We start from the raw sequence: 25,872 nt of genomic DNA on the forward strand, positions 1-25,872 counted from the left end.
CACGACGCACGGGATTCCTCGGGGCCTCCCCATCTCAATAGTTCCCTTTGGGAAGCAGGCGCCCTTGATGGTTACTACCTCCCGATAGGTACTTTGCGAGTCGTGGCCGCCGATCCTCGCCGGCCCACCGCACCTGTCGAGGAGATCCCTGATGAGTGAGACCGGGAAGACGACGATGCCCGCCGTCGCCTACCGCAAGAGCCTGCCGATCGACGACACCGAGAGCCTGGTGGACGTCGAACTGCCCGTGCCGCAGCCGGGTCCACACGATCTGCTGGTCCAGGTGGAGGCCATCGCGGTCAACCCCGTGGACTACAAGGTCCGGCAGAGCAACGACCCGGGCGGCGAACCCAAGGTACTCGGCTGGGACGCCGCCGGTACGGTCGTCGCGGTCGGCGAGCAGGTGGAGCTGTTCGAGGCCGGCGACGAGGTCTTCTACGCCGGCGCGATCGACCGGCCGGGCAGCAACTCCCGCTTCCACACCGTCGACGAGCGCATTGTCGGCCGCAAGCCCGGCACGCTCTCCTTCACCGAGGCGGCGGCGCTGCCGCTGACCTCCCTCACTGCCTGGGAGGGCCTGTTCGAACGTCTCGGCCTGCGCGAGGGCGCTTCGGAGGAGACCGGCACGCTGCTGGTGACCGCGGCGGCGGGCGGCGTCGGGGCCATGGTGGCCCAGCTGGCCCGGGCCCTCACCGGCCTGACCGTGATCGGCACGGCCTCCCGCCCGGAGACCGTCGAGTTCGCCCGCCGGATGGGCGTGACACATGTGGTCGACCACCATCGCCCGCTGCCGGCGCAGGTGTCCGAGGTGGCGCCCGGCGGGGTGGACCACATCTTCGGCACCGCCGGTACGGACCGGAACCTCGCCGCGTACGCCGACATCCTCAAGCCGTTCGGTCAGCTCGTCGCCATCGACGACTTCGGTCCCGTGGAGATCGGCCTGCTGAAGTCCAAGAGCATCTCCTTCCATTGGGAGCTCATGTTCACCCGCTCCCTGTACCGGACCCCGGACCAGGTGACACAGCACCACATCCTCGACCGGATCGCCCGGCTCGTGGACGAGGGCGCCCTGCGGACCACGGCCACCCGGGACCTCGGCACGATCAACGCCGCCCATCTGCGTGAGGCGCACCGCGTCCTGGAGTCCGGCGCCGCCATCGGCAAAGTGACGCTCACCGGATTCTGAGCGAGGAGCCGGATAGAAGCAGCACGGCAACGGGCGACCGGGCGCGAGACCGCTGTGAATCGGTGAGCCCGGCAGCAGCGAGGGAGTGCCGGGCCGCCGGCGCTCCCTCTCCGCCACGAGTCCTCACCAGAGGCACGCTCACGGGGTGTAACCCCGCTCGGCCAGCGCGGCCCTCAGGGCCCTGAGGGCCAGGTGCGTCCGGGATTTGACCGTACCCTTCGGTATCCCCAACGTCTTCGCCGTATGGGCCACGGACCGGTCCAGGAACTCGACGTGGACGAGGATCTCGCGATGCTGCACCGTCAGGTCTCCCAGGGCCTCGCGCACGAGCTTCCTGGTGAGGGCCGGGTCCATGGATTCCGGGCCTGGCATGTCGTTCAGCGCGGTGTCGATCGTCTCCGGCGGGCGGGCCCTGCGGGCACGGTAGCCGTCGATGACGAGGTTGCGGACGACTCTGAGGAGCCACGGCCGTATGCCCTCGGCGTCGGGATCGAGGATGCCGGCGTTCTGCCAGGCGCGCAGGACGGCCTCCTGGACCAGGTCCTGGGCCTGGTGGCTGTCGCCCAGGAGCAGCCCGGTGGTCACTCTCAGCAGGAACACCCCGTGTTTGTCGTAGACGGCGCGGATGAACGCCTCGTCGCGCGCACTGTCAGGGGTTCCGCCGGTCCCGCCCGGCTGTGTGTCCCGGATTCCTGTGCTGTGCCTCATTGCCACGTTCCCCCGTGCGCCGCGGGTCGATGCACGGCGCGCCAATTCGTTGAAAGCTGAACGGGGAAACCTTCGGGGGGACCTCTTGCCGACCGCTTGCTGTCCGCTTGCCCGGCCCGCGTCCGCGAGGACAGGCGCAGGAAAGGCCCGGGAAAGGGGAGCGAACACCGATGGGCACGCGGGGCTCCGTCTGACGGAGCCCCGCGTGCCTGGGATGCTCAGGAGCTGTTCACTCGCGGTCGGGGATCCGGGCTCGGGCGGCTCGGACCGCCGCCTCCCGCAGTTCGGGGAGCTTGCCGGACCAGTCGCCCAGCGTCTCCTCGGCGCGCAGCCTTCGGACAGCGGCGAGCATCGCGCGGATCCCGTCGACGTCGACCGCGCAGGCCGGGCAATTCCGTACGTGCCTGTCGACGAGCACGGTCTCTGTGGGATCGAGGGCCGCCATGGCAAAGGCGGCCAACTCGCTTGTCTCCTGCTCGCATTTCACCGTGAGGTCTCCTGGAATCAGGTCGGTGTCCCGACGGCTCGGCGGACGCCTATTCCGGAGCGACGTTGTGGTTGTTGACCCGGAACAGGTTGCGCGGGTCGTAGCGCCTCTTCAGGGCACGCAGGCGTGCCAGGTCGTCGGCGGTGAACACGTTCTCCGCCCGGTCGTCACGACCGGCGAAGTTCGTGTACGTGAGACCCGTGGACCAAGGGCTCAGGCGCTCGATCATCCCGCCCAGCACGGCCATACCGGCGTCGACGGCCTCCGGGGGCCCGACGGTCGCTCCCCACACGTTGAACACGGCGTCCCGGGCGGCGACAGGGCTCGCCGCGGCTGGCCGATCGGCCAGCGCGCCGCCGAGATGCCTGATCTCCAGGACCGTGACAAGGCCACCGGCGGCCATTTGGGCAATCTCCACGAGCGAGTCGACGGCCTTGGCCGGCAACTCGGCCAGAAGGGTGCCCTGTTCCTCGTACGGGAAGGGATCCGCCGGATCGGTGTGCACGATGGCGAACGCGCTGTAGGGGTGGCGGCCGATCGTGTCGAGAACCCCCTGGCCGATGGCCCGGAAGGGCGCGATGAGCTTCTCGGCCTCCTCGTCGGAGCCGAGGTGGGTCACCCGGACGTGTGCAAGGAAGCGGCCTCGCAGCGGTTCCGGAATCTCCGGGACCGGCGGGAAGTTGAGCAGCGCCACGGAGCAGGTGAAGCCGTCGGGCGCGTCGCGGACCACCTCGGGGAAGGCGCGGAGCACGGCCTCGGCGTGCTCGGCGGGGAAGTAGATCCCGCCGCCGTAGAAGGAGGTCACGGGGAAGAGCCCGATCTCCAGCTCGGTCACGACACCGAAGTTGCTGCGTCCGCCGCGCAGGCCCCAGAACAACTCCGGTTCCACCTCCGCCGAGACGCGACGCAACGTGCCGTCCGGGGTGACGACCTCGATCGCGACGACGTGGTCGGCGGCCCAGCCGTAGGACCGGCCCAGGAACGGGCTGAGTCCGCCGCCGAGGGTGAAGCCCACGACTCCCACCAGCGGACTGGACCCGTTCAGCGGTGCCAGCCCTTCCGCCTGGGCCGGCTCCACGACGTCCGACCAGCGCGCACCCGCACCCACCCGGGCCACACCACGCTCGATGTCGATCTCAACGTTACGCATCGCACCCGTCGTGACGAGCAGGAAGCCGTCCTCGGCGGGGAACGGCTGGTGCCCGGTGGCCATGACACCGACGGGTATGTCACGCGCGGCGGCGAAACCGACCGCGGCCCGCACATCGGCGGCGCCGGCCGCCGCGACGACCAGACAGGGCCGCTGCCGCGAACGCAGGTTGAACCCCGCGATCGCCGCCGCGTAGCCCGTGTCGTCCGGGGCGAACACGGATCCCTCGATCCGGTCGGCCAGTTCGGTGACGGTGTCCTCTCCAAGAACGGTCCGGCCCTGGTGCTCGGTCATGGTGCTGTGCCTTTCGTCGGCGCGACGGCCACGTGGGAAGCGATGGAAACGGCTCCTCGACGCGACCGGGTGCCGTCCGATGGCTGCTACGGCGCGCACCTCGAAGAGGTTCACCGTCCGCGTATCGCCCCCGCCGTCGGCACCGCAGGCCGTGGCCCACGGGGTCGCTCAGCGGAAGGCGGCCAGTACGGAGGGGCTGCCCGAGAGCCAGTCGCACACCTGGTCCGTCCCGCCCCGCCCGTTCGCCCCGGACCGGTGGCGGGTGTCCAGCCTGTCCAGCAGCACACCCACCGCGTGCCGGGCGAGCGGTTCCAGCAGTCCGCCGTGCGTCTCGCGCGCCCGGTCGGTCCAGGCCCGCGCATCGTCCGAGGCGGTGGGGCTCGGCGGACCGAACGCCGCCATGACCGCCAGGCCGATGGCCGAGACCGCTCTGCGGTCGGGCGGCGCCCCCGGACAGCGCCAGACACCGTGGAAGATCTTCTCCGCGTCCGCGAAGCGACCGCCGCGGAACGCCAGCACACCGCGCAGGTTGGCCACGGCCGCCCGGAGATCGTCCGCACTCAGTTCGTCCGCGAGCCGGCTCACGTCCACCAGCCGCTGCTCGGCCGAGGCGGACTCTCCCTCGGTGATGTCCAGGCAGACCAGTCTGAGCACCACGTAAGCCCAGCGGGTACGCGCCCCGACGGCGCGGAGGATCCGGGCCGCTTCGGCCCACTGTTCGCGAGCCCGCTCGCGCAGGCCGTCGCTCTCGTCCGCGTCGCCGCAGAGGGTGAGGGAGAAGACCCGGGCGAAGTCGTCGTTGGCCGCGCGTGACGCCGTCACGGCGATCAGACCGTGGCGCCGGGCCCCTTCGGTGTCCCCGTGCTGCAGGCAGTAGGTCGACCAGTTCGTCTGCAGGACCGCCCGGTCCCAGTGGAATCCCGTGCCCACCACCGCGGCCTCTGCCACGGCGAAGAGTCCCTCGACGTCGTCGTGCCCGTCGAGCATCGCGTGGAGCGCGTCGTAGCAGAGACCCAGGACGGCGAGGTCGGGGTTCTTCGCGTCCTGCCAGGCCGCCTTGTGCCGCGCCGCGTAGGACGTGGCTTCCGTGTGATGTCCGGCGACGTGATTGAGCCAAGTGAGCCAGGCGATCGTGTAGAACAGCGCCCACTCGTCGTCCTGGGTGGGTTCCGCGGCCCGCTGTCCTGCCGTCGCGTCGTAGGCCTGCAGACTGCGTTGGAGCCGGTCGATTCCCTCCTCCTCGCGGCCGCCGATGAACCAGAAGTAGCCGAGCCGCGCCTCCAGCAGCAGGGCCTCGGCCTCCCTGGACCTGGCCGTCATCAGGTCCGACGCAGCCCTGATGTTGGCGGACTCGTCGGTGAGGCGCCTGGCCCACTCCTTCTGGTCACGGGACGAGATTCCCTCACCGGCCTCGCGTACGAAACGGGTGGCCCACGTCATGAGGCGCTCTTCGGCCTCGGGCGCCCGGCCCTCCTCCCGGAGCCGGGTGAGCGCGTACTCGCGGACCGTCTCCAGCATCCGCAATCGGTTCCCGTCGGGCGTGGAGACCGGAACGAGAAGGGACTTGTCGACCAACTGCCCCAGCACATGCAGCAGTTCGGCACTGTCCGCCCCGGGCAGCGGAGTGACTGCTTCCATGAGTTCCAGGGAGCTGCCGCCCACGTAGAGGGCCAGTTCCGTCAGCAGCCCCTGCTCGGTGGTGTCGAGGAGGGCGTAACTCCAGTCGAGGACGGCGCGCAGGGTGCGGTGTCTGGCCGGCGCGGTGCGCTCCCCCTTGGTCAGCAGGGTGAAGCGGTTGTCGAGGCGGGCCTCGATCTCACGTACCGTCAGGAGCCGGACGTGCGCGGCCGCGAGTTCCACTGCCAGCGGCAGTCCGTCGAGCCTGCGGCAGAGGCGGCGGATGTCGTGCAGCGCCGCCTCCTCCGGGGCGAAGGACGGATCGATCATGGCGGCGCGGGCACCGAACAGGTCCGCGGCCTCCTCGTCCGGCATCGGCGCCAAGGGGTACAGCACCTCGGCGGGGACCTCCAGCGGTGCTCTGCTGGTGGTCAGCACGGTCAGTGAGGGACACCGGCCCAGCAGTGTCGCCACGAGCGGGGCGACCGCGTCGAGCAGGTGCTCACAGTTGTCGAGCACGAGGATCGTCCGACGTCCGGCCAGGAACGAGGTGAGCCGGTGTACGTGGTCGTACGGCTGCTGGTCCGGCCGGACGGAGGTGTCGGACAGTCCGAGCACGGAGGCGATCACCGCGAGGACGTTCGCGTCGTCGGCGGGGGCCAGCTCGACCCACCAGACGTTGCCGCGGGACGGCTGGACCAGCGCGCACACCTCCAGCGCCAGACGTGTCTTGCCGACGCCTCCCGGGCCCAGTACGGTCACCATCCGCTCCCGGTCGACGGCCTCGCGCAGCGCGCTCAGGTCCTTGCGCCTGCCGACGAACGGGCCGAGCGGCCGGATCGGATTGCCTTCGCCGGGTATCTGCCGGACATCGGTGCGCGTCGACGTCAGGCGGTACGACGCGGAGGCCGGCCCCTGCAGGGACGGATCGTGGCGGATCATCGCGGCGTGCAGGGAGCGCAGCTCCGGCGAGGGAACGACGCCGAGCTCGGACTTCAGCAGCCGTCGGCCCGTTTCGTAGACCTCCAGGGCTTCCGCGAACCGCCCGCAGCGGTAGAGCGCGAGCATGAGGCGGGCCCGGGACCGCTCGCGAAGCGGTGCGAGAGACACGAGGGCCTTCAGTTCGGGGACCAGTTCCTGCGCACGACCGAGTTCGAGGCCGGCGGTGGCGGCGTCCTCCAGAGCGCCCAGCCGCAGCTCATCGAGGCGCGTCCGCTCGGTTTCGAAGACCCGTCCCTCCAGGCCGTCCAGGGCGCGGCCACGCCACATCGACAGCCCCAGCCGCAGGTTGCCTTCCGCCTTCTCGTACTCCTCCGTCGCCAGGTGCTCACGGCCGTCCCGGACCGCGGCCTCGAAGGCGGCCACATCGACCTCGTCGTCCGGTCCCAGGACGATCCGGTACCCACCGTGGCCGAACAGAAGACGAGCGTCCTCGCCCTGCGCCGCGAAGGCAGCGCGCAGCTTGGCCATCTGGACCTGAAGCGCGCCGACCGGGTTCTTGGTCCCGCGCTCCTCCCACAACTCGTCGACGAGGGTGTCGCGCTGTACGACCGACCCGTGGGCGAGCAGCAGCCGTCCCACGATCGCCCGGGACACGGCGCCGGGAGGGACGACCGCTCCGTTGGCATTCACCAGCTCCAGGCGGCCGAGCAGTCGAAATCGCATGACGGCCATCCTGCCGTGGACGGCCGAATGCCCCGAAGGGCCTGTCGGCGCGTCGCGGGGTGAGCGGTCCGGGTGCGGTGGGTTCCCGGCCACCTCCCGGCTCGCGAGAAACGTCCTACACATCCAGGGACCCCACCACCGTTTCCAACTCGCCCCGGGACACCAGCGCTTGGGACACGGCCTCGGCCGGCTCCACCCGACACGAGCCCGGCCCGAGTGTCACCCGTCGCCGAGTGGGCACACGCAGCCGAGGTCGTCCCCGTCGGCAGCGACCGGAGTGGCGGGCTGATCGCCCTGCCGCCAGGCTGACGGCAGACGTACCGGAACGCAGCACGGACAAACGCACAAGGGGACTGGTTCCACATGCAGATCGATCTGACGGGACGCACCGCCCTGGTGACGGGCTCGACGCAGGGCATCGGCGCGGCGATCGCCGCCGGACTCGCGCGCTCCGGCGCCCGGGTGGGGGTGAACGGCCGAAACGAGCAGCGGGTCGCGGAGGGCGTGGAGCGGCTGGCGGCGGAGGTGCCCGGCGGGGTCTTCGTCCCGGTGACCGCCGACGTGGCGAACGAGGAGGGTGCACAGCGCGTCCTGGAGACGCTGCCGGAGGTGGACATCCTCGTCAACAACCTCGGCGTCTTCGGCTCCGCCGACCCCCTCGACATCAGCGACGAGGAGTGGCGGCGCTACTTCGAGGTGAACGTGCTGGCCGCGGTACGGCTGATCCGCATGTACCTGCCGGGCATGACCGAGCGCGGCTGGGGCCGGATCCTGAACATCGCCAGCGACTCGGCGGTCGTCATCCCGGCCGAGATGATCCACTACGGCATGTCGAAGACCGCGCTCCTCGCGGTCGGCCGCGGCTTCGCGAAGCAGGCGGCGGGCACGGGGGTGACGGTCAACTCGGTCATCGCCGGCCCCACCCACACCGGCGGCGTGGAGGACTTCGTCTACGAACTCGTCGACCGTGACCTGCCCTGGGACGAGGCCCAGCGCGAATTCATGCGCAAGCACCGGCCGCAGTCCCTGCTGCAACGGCTGATCGAGCCCGAGGAGATCGCCCACATGGTCGTCTACCTCAGCTCCGACCAGGCTTCGGCCACGACGGGCGGAGCCCTGCGCGTCGACGGGGGATACATCGACTCGATCCTGCCCTGACGGTGAAATGATCAAGGGGCGGTTTCGGAATTCTCCGAAACCGCCCCTGACCTGCGACTCGTTCGAGTCGGGACGACAGGATTTGAACCTGCGACCCCTTGACCCCCAGTCAAGTGCGCTACCAAGCTGCGCCACGTCCCGATGCGCTCCGTCGCGGCAGAACCGCGTGATCGCGCAAACAGAACACTACCCCACACCCGGGGCTGCTCCGAAGGTGGCGTGGGGCGAGGGACAATCGGCAGATGAGCAGTGCTTCTGACGACAGGCGGGACCGGGACACCGAGGGACGGGCGCGCAACGCGCGGCCCCGGGACGGGCTCGGGCGGCCCCTGCCGTACGGGACCGACGGGGTGGAGCGACAGCCCGAAGGGGTGGTCCGCGCGCCCGAGGAGACCGTCACCGAGGCGCAGACGCTGCTGACGGCGGGCAAACCGTTCCACGCGCACGAGGTGTTCGAGGACGCGTGGAAGTCGGGTCCCGACGAGGAGCGGGCGCTGTGGCGCGGGCTGGCCCAGCTCGCGGTGGGGCTCACGCACGCGGCCCGGGGGAACGTGACGGGCGGGGCGCGGTTGCTGCGGCGGGGCGCCGGAGCGGTCCAGGAGTGGGGGGTGGAGGCCGGGCAGTCGCGGCCGTACGGGCTGGAGCTGGCCGGACTGGCCGCGTGGGCACGGGAGTTGGCGGACACGGTGGAGAAGGACGGGGCGGCCGTGGACGCGGAGGTGTGGGCGCCGCGACTGCGGGGCGACGAAGTCTGAAGGTCGGCCCTCCGCCGGACGCGGTGACGGGGCTGTCGGTGGCGTGGGGCAGACTCGGGGTGTGCGAAAGATTCATGTCATCGGCATCGGGGCGGGCGATCCCGACCAACTGACCCTGCAGGCGGTCAAGGCGCTGAGGAGCACGGACGTGTTCTTCATCCTCGACAAGGGGGAGGTCAAGTCGGACCTCGTCCAGCTGCGCCGTGACATTCTCGGCGCGCATCTGCCGGACGGGACGTACCGCCTGGTGGAGGCGCGCGACCCGGAGCGGGACCGGGCCGCCGGAGGTGCGGGCTACTCCCCCGCCGTCGGGGACTGGCGCAGTGCCCGCGCGGACATCTACGAGCGGCTGATCACCGAGGAGCTGGGCGAGGACGAGAGCGGGGCGTTCCTCGTCTGGGGCGACCCCTCCTTGTACGACAGCACGCTGGGGATTCTGGAGGAGATCCTCGACCGGGGCGCGGTCTCCTTCGAGCACGACGTGGTGCCGGGCATCAGCAGCGTCTCGGCGCTGGTCGCCCGCCACCGCACCGGACTCAACCGCGTGGCCCGCCCCGTCCAGATCACCACGGGCCGCCGGCTCGCCCAGGGCTTCCCGGAGGACGTCGACGACGTGGTGGTCATGCTCGACGCCCACCAGGCATTCCAGCGGTACGCCGACCAGGACATCGACATCTACTGGGGCGCCTACATCGGCACACCCGACGAGATCCTGGCCTCCGGCCCCCTCGCGGAGACGGCCCCGCGCATCGCCGAACTGCGCGAGCGGGCCCGCAACCGCAAGGGCTGGATCATGGACACCTACCTGCTGCGCAGACACCCCCGGGCCTAGACCGCGCCCCAAAGGGGCGCGGGGAACTGCGCGACCGGCCACGGCGGACCCGCAGCCGACGCACCGGCCTTCCAGCGGGAAGCGTTCAGGGGACACCGAACACCCCACCCCTGCCCCACACCACCGCGGCAGCGGGCCCGCACCCGTGCGGACGGCCCCGCATGCACGCACCACCCCCCGGTGTGAAGCTGACGGGTGTGACGACCACCGACACCGCCGAGCCGCCGTCCGCCGCCGAGGCGGCAGCCGCGCAGCCGCCCGTGCTGGACAAGCGCCGCCGCAACGTCGTCTTCGTGACGATCATGCTCGGCATGCTGCTGGCCGCACTGGACCAGACGATCGTGGGCACGGCCCTGCCGACGATCGTGTCGGACCTCGGCGGTGCGGAGCACATGTCGTGGGTGGTCACCGCCTATCTGCTGGCGGAGACCGTCGCGACGGTGCTGGTCGGCAAGTTCGGTGACCTGTTCGGCCGCAAGGTCGTCTTCCAGGCGTCGGCGATCATCTTCATCACCGGCTCGTTCCTGTGCGGCCTCGCCTCGAACATGATGCTGCTGATCATCTGGCGGGGCGTGCAGGGCATCGGCGCGGGCGGCCTGATGGTCACCGCGATGGCCCTGATCGCCGATGTGATTCCGCTGCGCGAGCGCGGGAAGTACCAGGGTGCCATCGGTGCCGTCTTCGGTGTCGCCACGGTCATCGGCCCGCTGCTCGGCGGCCTCTTCACCGATCACCTCACCTGGCGCTGGTGCTTCTACGTCAACGTCCCCATCGCGATCCTCGTCGTCGTGGCCGCGGCCCGCACGATCCCGGTGGTGAAGTCGTCCTCCCGCCCGGTCATCGACTACCTGGGCATCGCCTTCGTGGCCGTGGGCGCCAGCGCCCTGATCCTGGCGACGAGCTGGGGCGGCAACGAGTACGCCTGGGGCTCGCCGGTCATCATCGGCCTCTTCGCGGGCGGCGTCGTCGCTCTCGCGGTGTTCTGCTGGGTGGAGACCCGCGCGGCCCAGCCGATGCTGCCGATGCGGCTGTTCGGCAACCCCGTCTTCGCGGTCTGCTCGATCCTCAGCTTCATCGTGGGCTTCGCGATGCTCGGCGCGTTGACGTTCCTGCCGACGTTCCTGCAGTACGTGGACGGCGATTCGGCCACGGTCTCCGGCGTGCGCACCCTGCCCATGGTCATCGGGCTGCTCATCGCGTCGGTGTTCAGCGGCAACGTCGTCAGCAAGACCGGCCACTACCGCGTCTTCCCCATCGTCGGGTCCCTGGTCATGGGTGTCGGCCTGTATCTCCTCTCCCTGATGGGCCCCGGCACCAGCGCCTGGCTCGCGTCGCTCTACATGTTCGTCCTGGGCACCGGGATCGGTCTGTGCATGCAGGTGCTCACCATCGCCGTGCAGAACACCGTCGAGTACACCGACCTGGGCACCGCGACCTCCGGCGTGACCTTCTTCCGTACGCTGGGCAGTTCGTTCGGCACCGCGGTGTTCGGCACGATCTACACGAACACGCTGACGCCCCAGCTCGCGGACGGTGTCGCGGAGGCGGCCCGGACGAGCGGGACCGACCCCGCGAGCCTCATGAAGGCCGCGACCAGCCCCGAGGGGCTGCACGGACTGCCGTCGGCGACCGCCGCGCCCATCGTGGAGGCGTACGCCGACACCCTCCAGTCCGTCTTCCTGTGGACCGTGCCGGTGGCGCTGGTCGGTTTCGTGGTCGCGCTGTTCCTCAAACAGGTGGAGCTGCGCGACAGCGCCCGGATGGGGTCCACGGACCTGGGCGAGGGCTTCGGCACCCCTTCCCCGGCCGACAACCAGCGGCGCCTGGAGACCGTCGTCGGAAAGATCATCGGTGGTACGAGTCCCGACGACATGCGCCGGCTCGTCACCGAGTCCGACACCCGTCTCGACATCGCGGGCGCCTGGGCCGTGATGCAGGTCGAGCTGTTCAACCGGATGGTCGGCCATGCGAGCCTCGGCCTGATCGCCGCCCGCCGCCGCATGCCTCCGGAGGTCCTGGTCCCGGTCTTCCAGCGCATGGTCGAGGAGGGCTACCTCACGCGCCACGGCACCCTCTTCACCCACACGGAGGCGGGTTACCGCGAGGCCCACATCATCGGCGACGCCTTGTCCACCGCGCTCGCCGCACGCGTCGAACAGGACGTCGGCCGCCCCTCGGGCGCGGATCTCCGCGCCGCCGTCGACACCATCTCCAAGCGTCTCCTGGTGGAGGACCTGACCCACGGCGTCCTGACGGAGAACCGCCCCAAGTCCGTGGCGGCGGCCACGAAGGAGACCTGACGAGCGCGCCGCCCGAGCGGCCCTACCCTTCCCCGAAGCCCAGCCGGGCCAGCACCGACGCCACATCCGGTTCGGCTCGTACGCCCTCGGGGAGAGGCGGGCGGTGTACGACCACGACCGGTAGTCCCAGTTCCCGGGCGGCCGTCAGTTTGGCCGAGGTGGCCGAGCCGCCGCTGTCCTTGGTGACCAGGACGTCGATGCGATGGTCGCGCAGAAGGGCCGTTTCGGACTCCACCGTGAACGGGCCGCGAGCCAGCAGGACTTCCGTGTGGGGCGGCATCGGCGGCCCGGGAGGTTCCACCGAGCGTACGAGGTAGTGCAGTTCGGGCTCCCGGGCGAAGGCCGCGAGGCCCAGGCGGCCCGTCGTGAGGAAGACGCGCCTGCCCAGGGGCGGGAGCAGGCCCGCGGCCTCGGTGAGGGACACCGCCGGGTGCCAGCGGTCGCCGGGGACCGGGGTCCAGCCCGGGCGGCGCAGGACGGCGGCCGGGACTCCGGTGGCCGCCGCGGCCCGTGCCGCGTTCTCGGTGATGCCCGTCGCGAAGGGGTGCGTGGCGTCGACGACGGCGTCCACCTGCTCGGCGCGCAGCCACTCCGCCAGGCCCTCCGCCCCGCCGAACCCCCCGACGCGTACCTCCCCGTCCAGGGCTCCCGGCCGGGACACGCGCCCTGCGAGTGACGTGGTCACGCGCACGCCGGGGCGGGCCGCGAGCGACGCGGCCAGTTCACGCGCCTCGGTGGTCCCGCCAAGGACCAGGACATGCGGGGACATGACATCGAGCCTACGGGGCCGGGCTCCTTCGCCGGCCCGGCGGTCCGGCGGTGTGACGGTCCGGCGGTGTGACGGTCCGGCGGTCCGGCGTCCGTGTCGGGCACGGTCAGCCCAGGGCCCGGTCCAGGTTGAACGCCGCGCTGATCAGGGAGAGATGGGTGAAGGCCTGTGGGAAGTTGCCCTGCTGTTCGCCGGTGTGGCTGATTTCCTCGGCGTACAGGCCGAGGTGGTTGGCGTAGGTGAGCATCTTCTCGAAGGCCAGCCGCGCCTCGTCGAGCCGTCCGGCCCGGGTCAGGGCCTCGACGTACCAGAAGGAGCAGATCGAGAAGGTGCCCTCCTCGCCGCGCAGGCCGTCGGGGCTCGCGTTCGGGTCGTAGCGGTAGACGAGCGAGTCGGAGACCAGGTCCTCGGTGAGCGCGTCGAGGGTGGAGAGCCACTTCGGGTCGGTGGGCGAGATGAACTTGGCCAGGGGCATCATCAGCACCGCGGCGTCCAGGACGTCGTCGTCCTCGTGCTGGACGAACGCCTGGCGCGCCGGCGACCAGCAGCGTTTCATGATCCGCCGGTAGATCGTGTCACGGGCGTCACGCCAGCGCACGATGTCCGCGGGCAGGCCCCGGCGGGTGGCCAGCCTGATGGCCCGCTCGATCGCCACCCAGCACATGAGCCGGGAGTAGAGGAAGTTCTTACGGCCGCCGCGGGTCTCCCAGACGCCCTCGTCGGGCTGGTCCCAGTGTTCGCAGACCCAGTCGACCAGTCCGCAGATGTCGTCCCACTGGTCGCTGGAGATCGGCTGGGCCCACTTGTCGTAGAGGTAGACCGAGTCGATGAGCGCCCCGTAGATGTCGAGCTGGAGCTGGTCGGACGCCGCGTTGCCGACCCTGACGGGGGCGGAGCCCTGGTATCCCTCCAGGTGGGGCAGTTCCCGCTCGGGCAGGTCGGTGCGGCCGTCGATGCCGTACATGATCTGCAGCGGGCCCCCGGGGAGGCCGTCGCCCGGGGTGATGTACTTGGCTGCGAAGGCCATGAACGACTCGGCCTCGCTGGTGAAACCCAGCCTCAGCAGCGCGTACACGCAGAAGGCGGCGTCGCGCACCCACACGTACCGGTAGTCCCAGTTGCGCTCGCCGCCGAGTTGTTCGGGCAGGCTGGTCGTGGCCGCGGCCACGATCGCGCCGGTCGGCGCGTAGGTGAGCAGTTTGAGGGTGAGCGCGGAGCGGTGCACCATCTCCCGCCACCGGCCGCGGTACTGGGAGGCGGTCAGCCACTGCCGCCAGAAGGCCACCGTGGAGGCGAACAGGTCCTCGGCCTCGGCGCGCGGGCAGCGGCGGGGCGCGATGTCGCCGCTGACCTGGTCGAGGGCGAACACCGCGGACTCGCCCTCCTGGAGCTTGAAGTCCACTCGCGCGTCGAGCCCGTCGCATTCGAGGGGTTCCGTGGCGGTCAGCGCGAGGGACAGGTCCGCCGACTCGAAGACCACCATGTCGTCGTGCGTCCGTGCGGTGTGCGGCCGGGCTCCGTACTCGAAGCGAGGGGCCACGCGCGCGCGGAAGGGGATCGAGCCGCGTACGCACAGCACGCGGCGGATCAGCCGGTGCCGGTCCGCCTCGGTCTCGTCGCCGTCCACCGGCATGAAGTCCTGGATCTCACCCACGCCGTCCTCGGTGAAGAAGCGGGTGACCAGGACGTTCGTGTCGGGGAAGTAGAACTGCTTGGTCCGCGCGGGCACCGCGGCCGCCAGCTCGAAGGAGCCGCCCCGCTCGGCGTCGAGGATGGAGGCGAAGACGCTGGGGGCGTCGAAGGACGGACAGCAGTACCAGTCGATCGTGCCGTTCGTGCCCACCAGGGCCACGCTGCGCAGATCGCCGATCAGGCCGTGCTCGGCGATGGGCAGATAGCGGGCGGATGCCGGTGGATCTGGATCCTGGTGACCGGACGCCTCGGACATGGCCGCAGCCTCCCTGCCCCGGGAACACACTGACCCTTCCCAGCGTAGGCGCTCCGCTGGGTTTGCGGTTCGTTTTGGCCGCGAGCCGGTGGGGGCTGGTCGCGCAGTTCCCCGCGCCCCTACGGGGCTCGGGGATGCGGCATCAGCGCAGGAGCAGCTGGGCTCCGCCCAGCACCGTCGCTGCGATCACCAGTTGTTCGAAGAGTCGCTGATTGATTCGGTTCACGGCCCATTTGCCGATGATCGCCCCGGGTATGACGAAGGCGGCGAGGGCCGCGTCCAGCAGTAGTGAGTTGCCGTCGATGAGGCCCAGGCCGACGCTGAAGGGGACCTTGGAGACGTTGACGATCAGGAAGAAGAAGGCGGAGGTCCCCAGGAAGCCGAGCTTCCGGAAGCCCGCGGAGAGCAGGTACATCGACATCACCGGGCCGCCCGCGTTGGCGACCATCGTGGTGAAGCCGCCCAGGACGCCGTACGAACGGGCCTTGACTCGGCCGGTCCGTGTGGCCAGGGAGTCGGGTTCCTCCTCCGCCTCGGCCCTGCGGCGGCGCCAGATGGTGACCCCGGCCATGAGCAGCAGGATCGCGCCGATCGACGTCCGTACGACCTGGTCGTCGGCCCACATCAGGAACACCGTGCCGACGACGACTCCCGCGGCGACCGCCGGGAACAGTTTCCACAGCGTCGGCCAGTGTGCGTGCCGCCGGTAGGTGAGCACGGCCAGCACGTCGCCGACGATGAGGATCGGCAGCAGGACTCCGGTCGACGCCCGGGCGGGCAGCACGGCCGCGAAGATGGCGAGGCTGACCGTGTTGGCCCCGCTGACCGCTGTCTTGGAGAAGCCGACGAGCAGGGCCGCGGCGGCGAGTGCGGCGAACTCCCACAGGGATATGTGCCAGAGCGTCATCGTGTTCATGCGGGGACCGATGCTATGCCCACGTATCCGGTCGCGTCAGGACCGTCTCGACAGGTGGCCCCTGCCTCCGGCGCCGGTCACGCGGTATGGACCGCTCCGACGCCCCCTGGAAAGATCGCCCACGACCCTTCGCCGACGCCGATGGAGGACCCATGGCCGACTCCCGCGAGCACACTCTGACGGGCACCCGGGGCACGATCACCGCACGCGAGTGGCCACGGGAGCGGCCGCGGTACGTGGCGTTGCTGGTGCACGGCTACGGAGAGCACATCGGCCGGTACGAGTACGTGGCCGACGTGCTGCACGGGCACGGCGCGGCCGTGTTCGGCCCCGACCACATGGGGCACGGGAGGTCGGCGGGCGAGCGCGTGCTGGTCGAGGACTTCGAGGACGTGGTGAGCGACGTCCACGCGGTGGAGCGGCTGGCCCGGGCCGCCCACTCGGATGTGCCGGTCGTGCTGATCGGTCACTCCATGGGCGGCCTGATCGCCACGCGACACGCCCAGCGGTACGGGGACGGCCTGGCCGCGCTCGTCCTCTCCGGGCCGGTCATCGGCAGCTGGGACCTGCTGCACAAGCTGCTCGCGCTCGATCCGCTGCCCGACATCCCCATCGACCCGACGACGCTCTCGCGCGACCCGTCGGTCGGTGAGGCGTACGCGGCGGATCCGCTGGTCTGGCACGGGCCGTTCAAGCGCCCCACCCTGGAGGCCTTCGTACGCACTCTGGAGACCATCGCCAAGAGCGGTGACGTGGGTGCGCTGCCGCTGCTGTGGCTGCACGGGGACGACGACCGGATCGTGCCGCTGCCCGCCAGCCGCGCGGGCGTCGAGGAGCTGCGCGGGGCCGACTGGACCGAGCGTGTCTACGCGGGCGCTCAGCACGAGGTGTTCAACGAGACGAACAGGGACACGGTCCTCTCGGACGTGACCGCCTTCGTGGACCAGGTCCTCGCCGGCTGAGGGCGGAGGCCGGGTCCTCGCCTACTGAGTGCGACGGGCCCCTCGGCCGCGGAATCGGGTGTTTTCGCTGATCCGCCCTGGGCACCCGGCCCCTCATGGAGTGGTTGCGGCGAGCGGCAACGCAAACGTCGCAGACATCGCAAACGTCAAGGAGAATCGCACCATGACCGTGGTGAAGAGCACCCTGTCCGAGTCTGCTCGTCAGGTCGTCGGGGAGGCCCTGCAGGGCACTCTGGTGGATCTGCTCGGGCTCTCGCTCATCGGCAAGCAGGCCCACTGGAACATCGTGGGCCCGCGGTTCCGCTCGATCCATCTGCAGCTCGACGAGGTCGTCGACACGGCCCGTACGTACGCCGACACCGTGGCCGAGCGCGCGGCGACGCTCGGTGTGCCGCCCGACGGCCGGCCCGAGACGGTCGCGGCGACGGCCACCCCGCAGGGCCCGAAGGAGGGCTGGGTCCAGGACACCGAGGTCGTCGGCGTGCTCGTCGAGGCGTTGGAGACCACGATAGGACTGCTGCGGGAGCGGATCACCGCGACGGCCGAGCCCGACCCCGTCACCCAGGACCTGCTGATCGGTCTGACGGCGGAGCTGGAGAAGCACCGCTGGATGTTCCAGGCCGAGGACTGGCCGCGGCGCGCCTGAGGCCCGCGGGCAAGCGCGGCGCCGCGAGAAGCGCCGCAGGCCGAGCAGCCACGCAGGCAGGGGCAAGCGCACGACAGAAAGGGATACGTCATGACCGACGCCCTCGAACTCGACGCGCTGTGGGACGAGTTCCACCGCGCGGTGAACATGACCTCGCAGGAGCTGGCCGCGTGGCTGCGGGTGAGCGACGCCTCCGAGGAGACGGAACCGCTGCCGGAGCACGCGGGTTCGCCCACCGGTGAGCATGTGCTGGCCATCCTCCAGAAGCGCCGCACCGACCTCACCGACGACGACCTCGACGTGATGTACGAGGTCGTGGACACCGTCACCGCCGAGACGGACCCGGAGGGCGAACCGCCGGCCGGCCCCGGGGCCGAGGAGACGCGGCGCCGGCATCGGCTGATGGCATTGGGCCACGACCCGCTCAAACCGCCCTCGTAGAGCGGCGGACTTCCCCTCGCAGGGCCCGTGAAAGGCATTCGAAGATCCGGTAACCGGTGGCACACTGCTCGCACACATCGATGAGCAGAGGAGCGCCGCATGCCGGGGACAGAGCCTTCCGCGCACCGGATCGACACGAGCAGGCCGCATCCCGCCCGGGTGTACGACTGGCTCATCGGCGGCAAGGACAACTACCCGGTCGACGAGCAACTGGGCCTTCAAATGCTGGCGTTGGAGCCGCACGCCAGGCACTCCGCGCTCAACAACCGCTGGTTCATGCACCGCGCCACGCGGTGGCTGGTCCAGGAGGCGGGCATCCGTCAGTTCCTCGACATCGGTGCGGGGATCCCGACGGAGCCCAACCTCCACCAGATAGCGCAGGCCGCGGCGCCCGACGCGCGGATCGTGTACGTCGACAACGACCCCATCGTGCTGGCCCATGCCGCGGCGCTGCTGCACGGCACTCCCGAGGGGGCGACGGAGTACATCCAGGCGGATGCTCGCGACACCGGAAAGATCCTGGAACAGGCCCGGGCCGTCCTCGACTTCGACCGGCCCATCGCACTGTCGCTGGTCGCGCTGCTGCACTTCGTCGCCGACGAGGACGGGGCGTACGACCTGGTGGGCAGTCTGGTCGACGCGCTGCCCGCCGGGAGTTGCCTCGTGCTGTCGATGATCACCGGGGACTACGACCCGGAGAACATGGACCGGGCGGTGCGGTCGTACGCGGCGGGCGGCGTCACGCTCGTGGCCCGTTCGCACGCCGAAGTGACCCGTTTCTTCACGGGACTCGAACTGGTCGAGCCCGGGGTCGTCCCCCTGCCGGAATGGCATCCGGAACTCGCGGCGGGCGAGCGGCTCAGGGGCGAGGCACCGGTGCCGCTGTACGCGGGTGTGGGTTTAAAGACGTCCTGAGGAACTCCCCCGTGCCGGGGTCACGCCCGCTCAGCGCAGCAACCATCCTCCGTCCACGCTCAGGTTGACGCCGTTGACCGCCTCGTTGCGCAGCAGAAAGTCCACCGCGTCCACGACGTCCCGCATACGCGCGAGCCGTCCCGTGGGCGTCTGGGCGCGGTAGTTCTCCAGCACCTCCGGGGGCTTGCCCGCCCAGAACGGGCTGTCGCCGACGATGCCCGGGTGGACGGCGTTGACCCGGATCGGGGCGAGTTCGCTCGCGAGGGTGCGCACCAGGCCTGTGACGCCGGCGTTCACCGTGGCGACGGTCGTGGCGCCCGGGTAGGGCCGTTCCTTGGCCTGCCCGCCGAAGATCACGACGGCGCTCTGCTCGGTCATCCGGGGCAGCAGGGTGTGGACGACCTCGGTGTAGCCGACGAGTTTGAGGGTGACGAGGTGCAGCGCGGCGTCGATGTCGTACTCGGTGACGGTGTTCTGGTCGCGGGAGATACCGGCGAGGACAAGGTGATCCACCCTGCCGACGTCGGCCAGCGCGGTCGCGATCTCCCTGGGCCGGGACAGGTCCAGGGCCAGTCCGCGCGCGCCGGTCTCCTTGGCGGCCGTGTCGGCGCGGTGGGCGTCGCGGCCGGTGAGTACGACCTCGTCACCGCGTTCCGCGCGGGTGCGGGCGATCTCGCGGCCGATACCGGCCGTACCGCCGATGACGACAACACTGCTCATGAACGCTCCCCCGGCATGACGCGGCTCATGGCTTCTTCTCCCCCAGCGCGTCGCGCAGGTAGTCCCAGTCGCGGGCGAACCGGTAGGAGTGGCGCGACGGTGGCTGTGGTGCCTGTGTCTCCAGCCAACGCACCGGTCCCGTACCGGCGTTGGTGAAGCTGTGCACGCAACCGGCCCCCGCCCAGGCGGCGTCGCCCACGCCGAGCCGGTACTGCTCGCCGTCGAAGGCGGCGTCCACGGTTCCCTCGACGATCAGGTACGTCTCCTCGAAGGGGTGGTCGTGCGCGCCCGCGACGCCGTCGGCCGCGTACTGCACCATGAACATCGTCGAGGCCACCGCGCCCAGGTCGGCGTCCACCATCATCTTCACGGTGATCCCGCTGTAGACGAGCAGCGCGGTGCGCATGCTGGCCGACACGGCGAGGAGGTCCTGGGACTGCTTGCCGGGGTCCATCTGGGCGGCCTCGAAGTGGCCGAACGAGCGCGTGCGCGGGTCGCGGACGTCGATCCGGACCGGCTCGCGGAACGACTCCCGGTCCGGCAGTGCGGGCACCGCCCGGGTGTCGTGTCCGTAGCGCGCCCTCGGCACCGGTGCGAGCATGTCCGCCCAGCGTGCGGCGGTGTCCCCGGCCCCGCGCCAGGCGTGCGGCACGCCCGTCGGCAGCAGCCCGTAGTCGCCCTCTTCGAGGAGGTGCGAGCCCTCGGGCGTATCGAGGACCACTGTCCCGGAGAGCAGGTGGAAGGACTCCTCGTACGAGTGGACGTGGGCCCCGATCGCCCCGTCCGGCGCCAGTTCGCACACGCCGAAGCCCGTGTGCACGGAGCCGTCCTCCTCGCCGACCACGGTCCGCCGCGTGAACCCCCTGCTGCCGTACGGCAGTTGGGGCGGGGCGGCGAACGTGGCGTCCGCCGCCCACCGGATCACGTGGTGCGTCATGCCTGCTGCTTCCCGCGTGCCTCGGCCGCTGCCGCGAGGCGGTCGCGGGACTCCTCGACCAGTCGCTGTGCCCGCCCGACGTCGGCCAGCAGCCTGCCGTCGCGCTTGCGGACGACCCCGTCGACGATGACGGTCTCGACGTTGGACACGTCCGCGCTCAGCGTCACGGCGGCCACCGGGTCGATGAGCGGCGCGACGTTGAGCGCGGTCGCGTCGATCGCGACGACGTCGGCGCGCTTGCCGGGGGTCAGTGAACCGGTGCGGTGCTCAAGTCCCGCGACATGCGCGCCGTTGACCGTCGCGATCTCCAGCATCTGACGTGCCGTCAACATCGTTTCGGGTACGGGGATGTCGGCCTGCCAGCACTCGGCGTTCACCCGTGCCCGCTCGGCGCCGAAGGCCGCGCGGATCTGGGTGAACATGTCGCCGGGCACGGTGGTGACCACGTCGATGCTCAGGGAGGGCCGCAGTCCGTGCTCGATGGCCTTCATCACGGGCGGCCGGCCGTGCCCCATCTGCAGTTCCACCTGGGGCGCGATGGAGACCGTGCCGCCACTGTCGGCGACCATCCGCCACTCCTCCTCGCTGAAGTAGCAGCAGTGCACATAGGTGGTGTCGGAGCCGAGCAGCCCGAGCTCGTGCAGGTGCTTGACCATTCCGAAGCGGCCGGCGAGCCGGCCCATGCCGACGTGCACGGTGATGGGGATGCCCAGTTCGCGGGCGAGGCGCCACTCGGCCTCGACGACGTCGTTGATGCAGAAGCCGGGGCCCCGGGTGGCGAGGCCCATGGTCAACAGCCCGTCGTCCGAGGCGAAGTGACGCTCCCTCACCCTTCGTACGTCGTCCCCGGGGATCGCGATCTTGCTCTCGTACCAGTAGTCGGCGAGTGAGGTGTTGGCGCTGCCGTACGCGTACTGGGCGCGGATGCCGGTCTCGCCGAGTGCCTGGACCGCGGCGTCCGGATGCTCAGGCGTGTTGTTGATGTGGGACCAGTCGACGAGGGTGGTGATGCCCGCGTTCAGACACTCCAGCGAGCCCGCCAGGTTGCCCGCGTACACGTCCTCGGCTGTGTAGACGGGTGCGAAGGTGTCGAGGACCTCCACAAAGTAGTCGTCGAGGGTGGCGTTGGGCGCGCAGCCGCGGATGGGCGCCTCCCAGGTGTGGCGGTGGGTGTCGACGAAGCCGGGCACGACGATGCGGCCCGTCATGTCGAGCACCTCGGCGTCCGCGCTGATGTCGCGGTCTACCGCCACGATCTTTCCGTCCTCGATGAGGACGTCACCGCCGGGCAGGTCCCCGATGTCGGGGTCCATCGAGATCACGTGGCCCGAGCGCAGGAGCATCCGATTCGTCATCGCCCTACTCGCCTCTCTCCTTGCCGACTTGCCGAGTTCAGTACGCGGTGAGGTCGCGGACCTTGGTCACGACCTTGTCGACGGTGGGGATCACCTGCTCTTCGAGCGCGTCCGCGAAGGGCAGGGGCACGCATTCGGCCGCGACCCGGCGCACGGGCGCGTCGAGGAGGCCGAATCCCTCGTCGGCGACGACCGACACGAGCGTGCCGCCCCAGCCGCCCTGGTACGGGTTCTCCTCGACGGTCACGAGCCGCGAGGTCCTCGCGAGGGAACCGAGCACGGTCCGGGTGTCGAGCGGTACCAGACAGCGCAGGTCGATCACCTCCGCCTCGATGCCCTCCTCGGCCAGCCGTTCGGCGGCGGTGAGCGCGACCGGGACCATCGAGGCGAGGGCCACGAGCGTGATGTCGGCCCCCTCGCGCACGACGGCCGCACGCCCCAGCTCGACGACGTGGTCCGGCGGCGCGGGCGCTCCCTTGGCCGCGAGGAGTCCCTTGTGTTCGAAGAAGACCACGGGGTCGTCGCTGCGGATGGCGGCGGCCATCATGCCGACCACGTCGGCGGGTGTGGCAGGTGCCGCGATCTTCAGCCCTGGGACGGTCAGCGCCCAGTTCTCGGTGGCCTGCGAGTGCTGCGCCCCGAAGCCGAGGCCGCCGCCGTTGGCCGTCCGCACCACGAGCGGGACGGTGACCTGACCGCCCGTCATGTACCGCACCTTGGGTATCTCGTTGGCGAGGTAGTCCCAGCAACAGGCAAGGAAGTCGGAGAACATGATCTCGGCGACGGGCCGCATCCCGGTCATCGCGGCGCCCATCGCGGCCCCGACGATGGCCTGTTCGGAGATCGGCGTGTCCCACACCCGCCCCGACCCGAACTCCTCATACAGTCCGGCGGTCGTTTTGAACACCCCGCCCGCCGCTCCGATGTCCTCACCCAGGCACACCACGGTCGGATCGCGGCGCATCTCCCGCGCGATGCCCTCGGCGACCGCCTGCCGATAGGTGATCACGTCCGCCACGCCGCCCCTCCGTCGGCCCACACATCGGTCAGCGCCTCCCGTGGATCGGGCGCGGGCGCGTTTTTGGCCGCCTCGACTGCCGTCTGTACGAGGCCGGTTGCGCGCTCGTCGGCCTCGGTAACCGTCTCGGCGGGCACCCCGAGTTCGGCGAGGCGGCCGCGTGCCACGTCCAGCGGGTCGTGCTTGAGCCAGCGCTCGACCTCCTCCGCCGGGCGGTACGTCGCCGGGTCGGCGCGGCTGTGGCCGAAGTGCCGGTAGGTCTGCGCCTCCAGCAGGCTGGGCCCGTCTCCTGCCCGGGCCCGGCCCGCGAGGCGGGTCACCGCCTCCTGGACGGCGACCACGTCATTACCGTCGACGATCTCTCCGGGGATGCCGTACGCGGGCGCCCGGTCGGCCGCGGGGTTGGCCACCGCGGTCACGTCGGCGATCGGGGTGTACTCCATGTAGAGGTTGTTCTCGCAGACGAACAGCACGGGCAGTTTCCACACGGCGGCCAGGTTGAGCGCCTCGTGGAACGCGCCGATGTTGGTGGCGCCGTCACCGAAGAAGGCCACGGCGATCTGTTCGGTGCCGCGCAGCCGGGCCGACCAGGCGGCGCCGACCGCCATCGGGAGATGGGCGCCGACGATCGCGTACGAACCGAGCATGTTCCGCGATGCCTTGGTCAGGTGCATCGAGCCGCCCTTGGCCCCGCACAGTCCGGTGGCGCGGCTCATGAGTTCGGCGAGACACTCCTCGGGGGTCGCGCCGCGGGCCAGGGCGTGGTGGTGACCGCGGTAGGTGGCGAAGACGTAGTCGTCCTCGCGCAGGGCCGCGCTCGCGCCGACGGCGATGGCCTCGTGTCCGGAGGCGAGGTGGGTGGTTCCCTTGACGAGGCCGGACATGAACAGGTCGTGGGCGGCCTTCTCCGTACGCCGGATGACGGCCATCTGCTCGTACAGCGCGAGGAGTTGGGACGCGTCCAGGTGAGGGGCGTGCCTCATCGTTCCCCCCTGCCCTCGCGGGTGTTGAGGTGCGACTGGGACTCGCGCCGGGTGTTGAGTTCGCCGCCGACGGTCCAGTACTTGCGGCCGGCGACGAGGAGTTCCTCGGCGGGGAACTTGGTGATCACCTCGCACCCGTCGGCCGTGACGACGAGTTCCTCCTCGATGCGCGCCGCCGACCAGCCGTCCGCCGCCGGCCAGTAGGTCTCCAGGGCGAACACCATGCCCTCTTCGAGGACTTCGGGATGGTCGAGCGAGACGAGGCGGCTGAAGATCGGCTTCTCCCAGATGGACAGGCCCACCCCGTGCCCGTACTGCAGCGCGAAGGCGGCCGTCTCGTCCGGGAAGCCGAACTCCTCGGCGCGCGGCCAGACCTGGACGATGTCGGCGGTCGTGGCGCCGGGCCGGACCAGTGCGATGGCCTCGTCCATGTAGGCGCGGCAGCGGATGTACGCGTCGCGCTGGACGGGCGAGGCGCTGCCGACGGCGAACGTGCGGTAGTAGCAGGTGCGGTAGCCGAGGTGGCTGTGCAGGATGTCGAAGAAGGCTGGGTCTCCGGGGCGGATCAGCCGGTCGCTGTAGACGTGCGGATGCGGTGAACAGCGCTCGCCCGAGATGGCGTTGACGCCTTCGACGTACTCGCTGCCGAGGTCGTAGAGGACCTTGCTGACGAGTCCGACGCACTCGTTCTCGCGGATGCCGGGACGCAGGTGGGCGTAGAGCTCCTCGTAGGCCGCGTCGACCATCGAGCAGGCCTGAGTGAGCAGGGAGATCTCGTCGGGTGTCTTGACGCGGCGGGCCTCCAGGAAGACCTGCTGGCCGTCGACGACATCGATGCCTTCGTCCTTGAGGGCGTGCAGTACGGGCATCTCGGCGAGGTCGACACCCAACGGCTCGCCCGCCAGGCCGTGTTCGCGCAGTTCGGCGGCCACTTTCGCCGCGACGTCCGCGCCGATGCCGGCGTCCGGGTGGAAGGCGCCGCGGAGGGTGGAGATGCCCGCGCGGGCGCCGGTGGGCGGGCTGCCCTCCTTGCCGTCGCCGTAGTCGAGCCAGGGGTTGTAGAGCTGGTGGTGGCGGGCGGCCGAGCCGAAGTCCCAGACGATCGGTTCGCCGCCGCGGACGAGCAGCGCGAAGCGGATCAGTTTGTCCATCGCCCAGGTGCCGATGTGGGTGGACGACATGTAGCGGATGTTGGCGAAGTCGAAGCTGAGGAGCGCTCCCAGCTCGGAGCGGTTCAGTGCCTCGTGGAGCCGGGCCAGCCGCTGCCCGCGCAGCCGGTCGAGGTCGATGCGCTGTTCCCAGTCGACGGCGTTCGGTCCGAATGTACGGATTGCCATGGCGACCACCACCCTCATCCGGAGTGAACGACCGTCCGGGGAAAGTGTCAACCCATACTGAACACGAACCAGACGCCGACAGCGGGTTCACTGCCGTCGTTGCGGTAGCGGTGCGGGGTCGTCGACTCGAAGCAGACGGCGTCGCCGGGCCGGATCACATGCTCCTCGAAGCCAAGTGTGAGGAGGAGTTCACCGGAGGTCAGATAGCCGTACTCCGTCCCGGGGTGCCGCATCAGGCCGTCCGCGCTGGAGGAGGTGCCCCCGGGCCGGTAGGTCACGCGCAGGAAGTCGACGTCCGCTCCCGGAACATGGCCGAGACGTTCCCAGATCACTCCCGAATCGAGTTCGAGGACCTCCCGCTCACCGCTTCCGACCAGCGGTCCGATCCTGCGGCCGGGGTCGGCGGCGAAGGCGGCGAGGGCGTGCAGCACGGTATCGGGCGGCGCACCCACGGCCGCGGCCGCCGGGGTTCGGGCCGTCTCCCCCTCCGCGTCGAAGAGCGACTCGACCGGGATGGAGAGGGCGGTGGTGATCGCGTACAGGGTGCTCACCGAGGGCTGGCTCTTGCCGGTCTCGATCTGGGAGATCAGGCTCGCGGAGACCCCGATCTCCCGCGCGAGGCCGCGCAGGCTCATCCCCCGCGCCATACGCGCCTGCCGGATACGCGCGCCGACGGGCGGCACGACCACAGGGGACACGGACCGCTCCTCTCACAGATGCGTTCATGCTCATTGAACTGCTTGGCCGGAGGAATCGGGAGGGTTGCTCGAAAA

Annotated in this window: 23 protein-coding genes and 1 tRNA gene; 9 read left to right on the plus strand and 15 right to left on the minus strand. The window is 70.6% G+C overall.

Annotated features, from left to right (window positions below; genetic code table 11):
- The first annotated feature begins 151 nt into the window (after positions 1-151).
- Positions 152-1,186 (plus strand): zinc-binding alcohol dehydrogenase family protein, encoded by a 1,035-nt coding sequence (locus tag ACFWXQ_RS03810; protein ID WP_383946535.1) that lies wholly within the window; start codon positions 152-154, stop codon positions 1,184-1,186.
- Positions 1,187-1,324: 138 nt separating this feature from the next.
- Here ACFWXQ_RS03810 and ACFWXQ_RS03815 read toward each other — a convergent pair whose 3' ends face one another.
- From ACFWXQ_RS03815 to ACFWXQ_RS03830, 4 genes are all read right to left on the minus strand, one after another.
- Positions 1,325-1,894: a sigma-70 family RNA polymerase sigma factor gene (locus ACFWXQ_RS03815; RefSeq protein ID WP_383946532.1), complete on the minus strand. Its 570-nt coding sequence runs from the start codon at positions 1,892-1,894 to the stop codon at positions 1,325-1,327.
- Positions 1,895-2,123: 229 nt separating this feature from the next.
- On the minus strand, positions 2,124-2,381 hold the full coding sequence (locus ACFWXQ_RS03820; protein ID WP_383946529.1) for a zf-HC2 domain-containing protein: 258 nt from the start codon (positions 2,379-2,381) through the stop codon (positions 2,124-2,126).
- 49 nt (positions 2,382-2,430) lie between these two features.
- On the minus strand, positions 2,431-3,825 hold the full coding sequence (locus ACFWXQ_RS03825) for an FAD-binding oxidoreductase (RefSeq protein WP_386267435.1): 1,395 nt from the start codon (positions 3,823-3,825) through the stop codon (positions 2,431-2,433).
- Positions 3,826-3,993: 168 nt separating this feature from the next.
- Positions 3,994-7,107, minus strand: a complete 3,114-nt coding sequence (locus ACFWXQ_RS03830) for a BTAD domain-containing putative transcriptional regulator (RefSeq protein WP_383946450.1) — start codon at positions 7,105-7,107, stop codon at positions 3,994-3,996.
- A gap of 363 nt (positions 7,108-7,470) precedes the next feature.
- Here ACFWXQ_RS03830 and ACFWXQ_RS03835 point away from each other — a divergent pair, with 363 nt between their 5' ends.
- Positions 7,471-8,265: an SDR family NAD(P)-dependent oxidoreductase gene (locus ACFWXQ_RS03835; RefSeq protein ID WP_383946453.1), complete on the plus strand. Its 795-nt coding sequence runs from the start codon at positions 7,471-7,473 to the stop codon at positions 8,263-8,265.
- 67 nt (positions 8,266-8,332) lie between these two features.
- Here ACFWXQ_RS03835 and ACFWXQ_RS03840 read toward each other — a convergent pair.
- Positions 8,333-8,406, minus strand: a tRNA-Pro gene (locus ACFWXQ_RS03840).
- Between the two features lie 101 nt (positions 8,407-8,507).
- On the opposite strand from ACFWXQ_RS03840, the gene ACFWXQ_RS03845 reads away from it, so the two are divergent.
- The 3 genes from ACFWXQ_RS03845 to ACFWXQ_RS03855 all read left to right on the plus strand — a co-directional run bounded on the left by ACFWXQ_RS03845 (position 8,508) and on the right by ACFWXQ_RS03855 (position 12,152).
- Positions 8,508-9,020, plus strand: a complete 513-nt coding sequence (locus ACFWXQ_RS03845; RefSeq protein ID WP_383946456.1) for a DUF309 domain-containing protein — start codon at positions 8,508-8,510, stop codon at positions 9,018-9,020.
- Positions 9,021-9,081: 61 nt separating this feature from the next.
- On the plus strand, positions 9,082-9,852 hold the full coding sequence (gene cobF, locus ACFWXQ_RS03850; protein WP_383946459.1) for a precorrin-6A synthase (deacetylating): 771 nt from the start codon (positions 9,082-9,084) through the stop codon (positions 9,850-9,852).
- Positions 9,853-10,013: 161 nt separating this feature from the next.
- Positions 10,014-12,152: an MDR family MFS transporter gene (locus tag ACFWXQ_RS03855; protein WP_384083468.1), complete on the plus strand. Its 2,139-nt coding sequence runs from the start codon at positions 10,014-10,016 to the stop codon at positions 12,150-12,152.
- A 22-nt stretch (positions 12,153-12,174) separates the two neighbouring features.
- Here ACFWXQ_RS03855 and ACFWXQ_RS03860 read toward each other — a convergent pair whose 3' ends face one another.
- The 3 genes from ACFWXQ_RS03860 to ACFWXQ_RS03870 form a co-directional block, all read right to left on the minus strand.
- Positions 12,175-12,921, minus strand: coding sequence for a cobalt-precorrin-6A reductase (locus ACFWXQ_RS03860; RefSeq protein ID WP_383946465.1), 747 nt, complete (start codon positions 12,919-12,921; stop codon positions 12,175-12,177).
- 106 nt (positions 12,922-13,027) lie between these two features.
- The gene (locus ACFWXQ_RS03865) at positions 13,028-14,869 is read right to left on the minus strand and encodes a glycoside hydrolase family 15 protein (protein WP_383946468.1); all 1,842 of its coding nucleotides are present in this window, start codon (positions 14,867-14,869) and stop codon (positions 13,028-13,030) included.
- A gap of 142 nt (positions 14,870-15,011) precedes the next feature.
- On the minus strand, positions 15,012-15,785 hold the full coding sequence (locus tag ACFWXQ_RS03870) for a sulfite exporter TauE/SafE family protein (protein WP_383946471.1): 774 nt from the start codon (positions 15,783-15,785) through the stop codon (positions 15,012-15,014).
- A gap of 152 nt (positions 15,786-15,937) precedes the next feature.
- Here ACFWXQ_RS03870 and ACFWXQ_RS03875 point away from each other — a divergent pair, with 152 nt between their 5' ends.
- The 4 genes from ACFWXQ_RS03875 (at position 15,938) to ACFWXQ_RS03890 (ending at position 18,749) form a co-directional block, all read left to right on the plus strand.
- A complete protein-coding gene (locus ACFWXQ_RS03875; protein WP_383946474.1) occupies positions 15,938-16,747 on the plus strand; it encodes an alpha/beta hydrolase in 810 nt (269 codons plus the stop codon).
- A gap of 163 nt (positions 16,748-16,910) precedes the next feature.
- On the plus strand, positions 16,911-17,393 hold the full coding sequence (locus ACFWXQ_RS03880; protein WP_383946477.1) for a Dps family protein: 483 nt from the start codon (positions 16,911-16,913) through the stop codon (positions 17,391-17,393).
- 90 nt (positions 17,394-17,483) lie between these two features.
- The gene (locus tag ACFWXQ_RS03885) at positions 17,484-17,834 is read left to right on the plus strand and encodes a DUF3140 domain-containing protein (protein ID WP_383946480.1); all 351 of its coding nucleotides are present in this window, start codon (positions 17,484-17,486) and stop codon (positions 17,832-17,834) included.
- 99 nt (positions 17,835-17,933) lie between these two features.
- Entirely contained in the window at positions 17,934-18,749 is an 816-nt protein-coding gene (locus ACFWXQ_RS03890; protein ID WP_383946483.1) for an SAM-dependent methyltransferase, read from the plus strand.
- Between the two features lie 30 nt (positions 18,750-18,779).
- Here ACFWXQ_RS03890 and ACFWXQ_RS03895 read toward each other — a convergent pair whose 3' ends face one another.
- Genes ACFWXQ_RS03895 through ACFWXQ_RS03925 form a run of 7 tightly spaced genes read right to left on the minus strand, consistent with a single transcriptional unit; the run spans position 18,780 to position 25,797 of the window.
- Positions 18,780-19,469, minus strand: a complete 690-nt coding sequence (locus ACFWXQ_RS03895) for an SDR family NAD(P)-dependent oxidoreductase (protein WP_383946486.1) — start codon at positions 19,467-19,469, stop codon at positions 18,780-18,782.
- Positions 19,470-19,494: 25 nt separating this feature from the next.
- Complete coding sequence (locus ACFWXQ_RS03900; RefSeq protein ID WP_383946489.1) at positions 19,495-20,406, minus strand: cupin domain-containing protein; 912 nt, start codon at positions 20,404-20,406, stop codon at positions 19,495-19,497.
- Complete coding sequence (locus ACFWXQ_RS03905; protein WP_383946492.1) at positions 20,403-21,761, minus strand: amidohydrolase family protein; 1,359 nt, start codon at positions 21,759-21,761, stop codon at positions 20,403-20,405. The genes ACFWXQ_RS03900 and ACFWXQ_RS03905 overlap by 4 nt, the downstream gene beginning before the upstream one ends.
- A 37-nt stretch (positions 21,762-21,798) precedes the next feature.
- Entirely contained in the window at positions 21,799-22,779 is a 981-nt protein-coding gene (locus ACFWXQ_RS03910; protein ID WP_383946495.1) for an alpha-ketoacid dehydrogenase subunit beta, read from the minus strand.
- Positions 22,767-23,762: a thiamine pyrophosphate-dependent dehydrogenase E1 component subunit alpha gene (locus ACFWXQ_RS03915; RefSeq protein ID WP_383946498.1), complete on the minus strand. Its 996-nt coding sequence runs from the start codon at positions 23,760-23,762 to the stop codon at positions 22,767-22,769. Before ACFWXQ_RS03915 ends, ACFWXQ_RS03910 begins: the two co-directional genes overlap by 13 nt.
- The gene (locus tag ACFWXQ_RS03920) at positions 23,759-25,099 is read right to left on the minus strand and encodes a M24 family metallopeptidase (protein ID WP_383946501.1); all 1,341 of its coding nucleotides are present in this window, start codon (positions 25,097-25,099) and stop codon (positions 23,759-23,761) included. The genes ACFWXQ_RS03915 and ACFWXQ_RS03920 overlap by 4 nt, the downstream gene beginning before the upstream one ends.
- 47 nt (positions 25,100-25,146) lie before the next feature.
- On the minus strand, positions 25,147-25,797 hold the full coding sequence (locus ACFWXQ_RS03925) for a helix-turn-helix domain-containing protein (RefSeq protein WP_383946504.1): 651 nt from the start codon (positions 25,795-25,797) through the stop codon (positions 25,147-25,149).
- Positions 25,798-25,872 lie beyond the last annotated feature (75 nt).

Origin of the sequence: Streptomyces sp. NPDC058697, from assembly GCF_042715345.1 — a bacterium.
Taxonomy (GTDB): Bacteria; Actinomycetota; Actinomycetes; order Streptomycetales; family Streptomycetaceae; genus Streptomyces; species Streptomyces liliifuscus.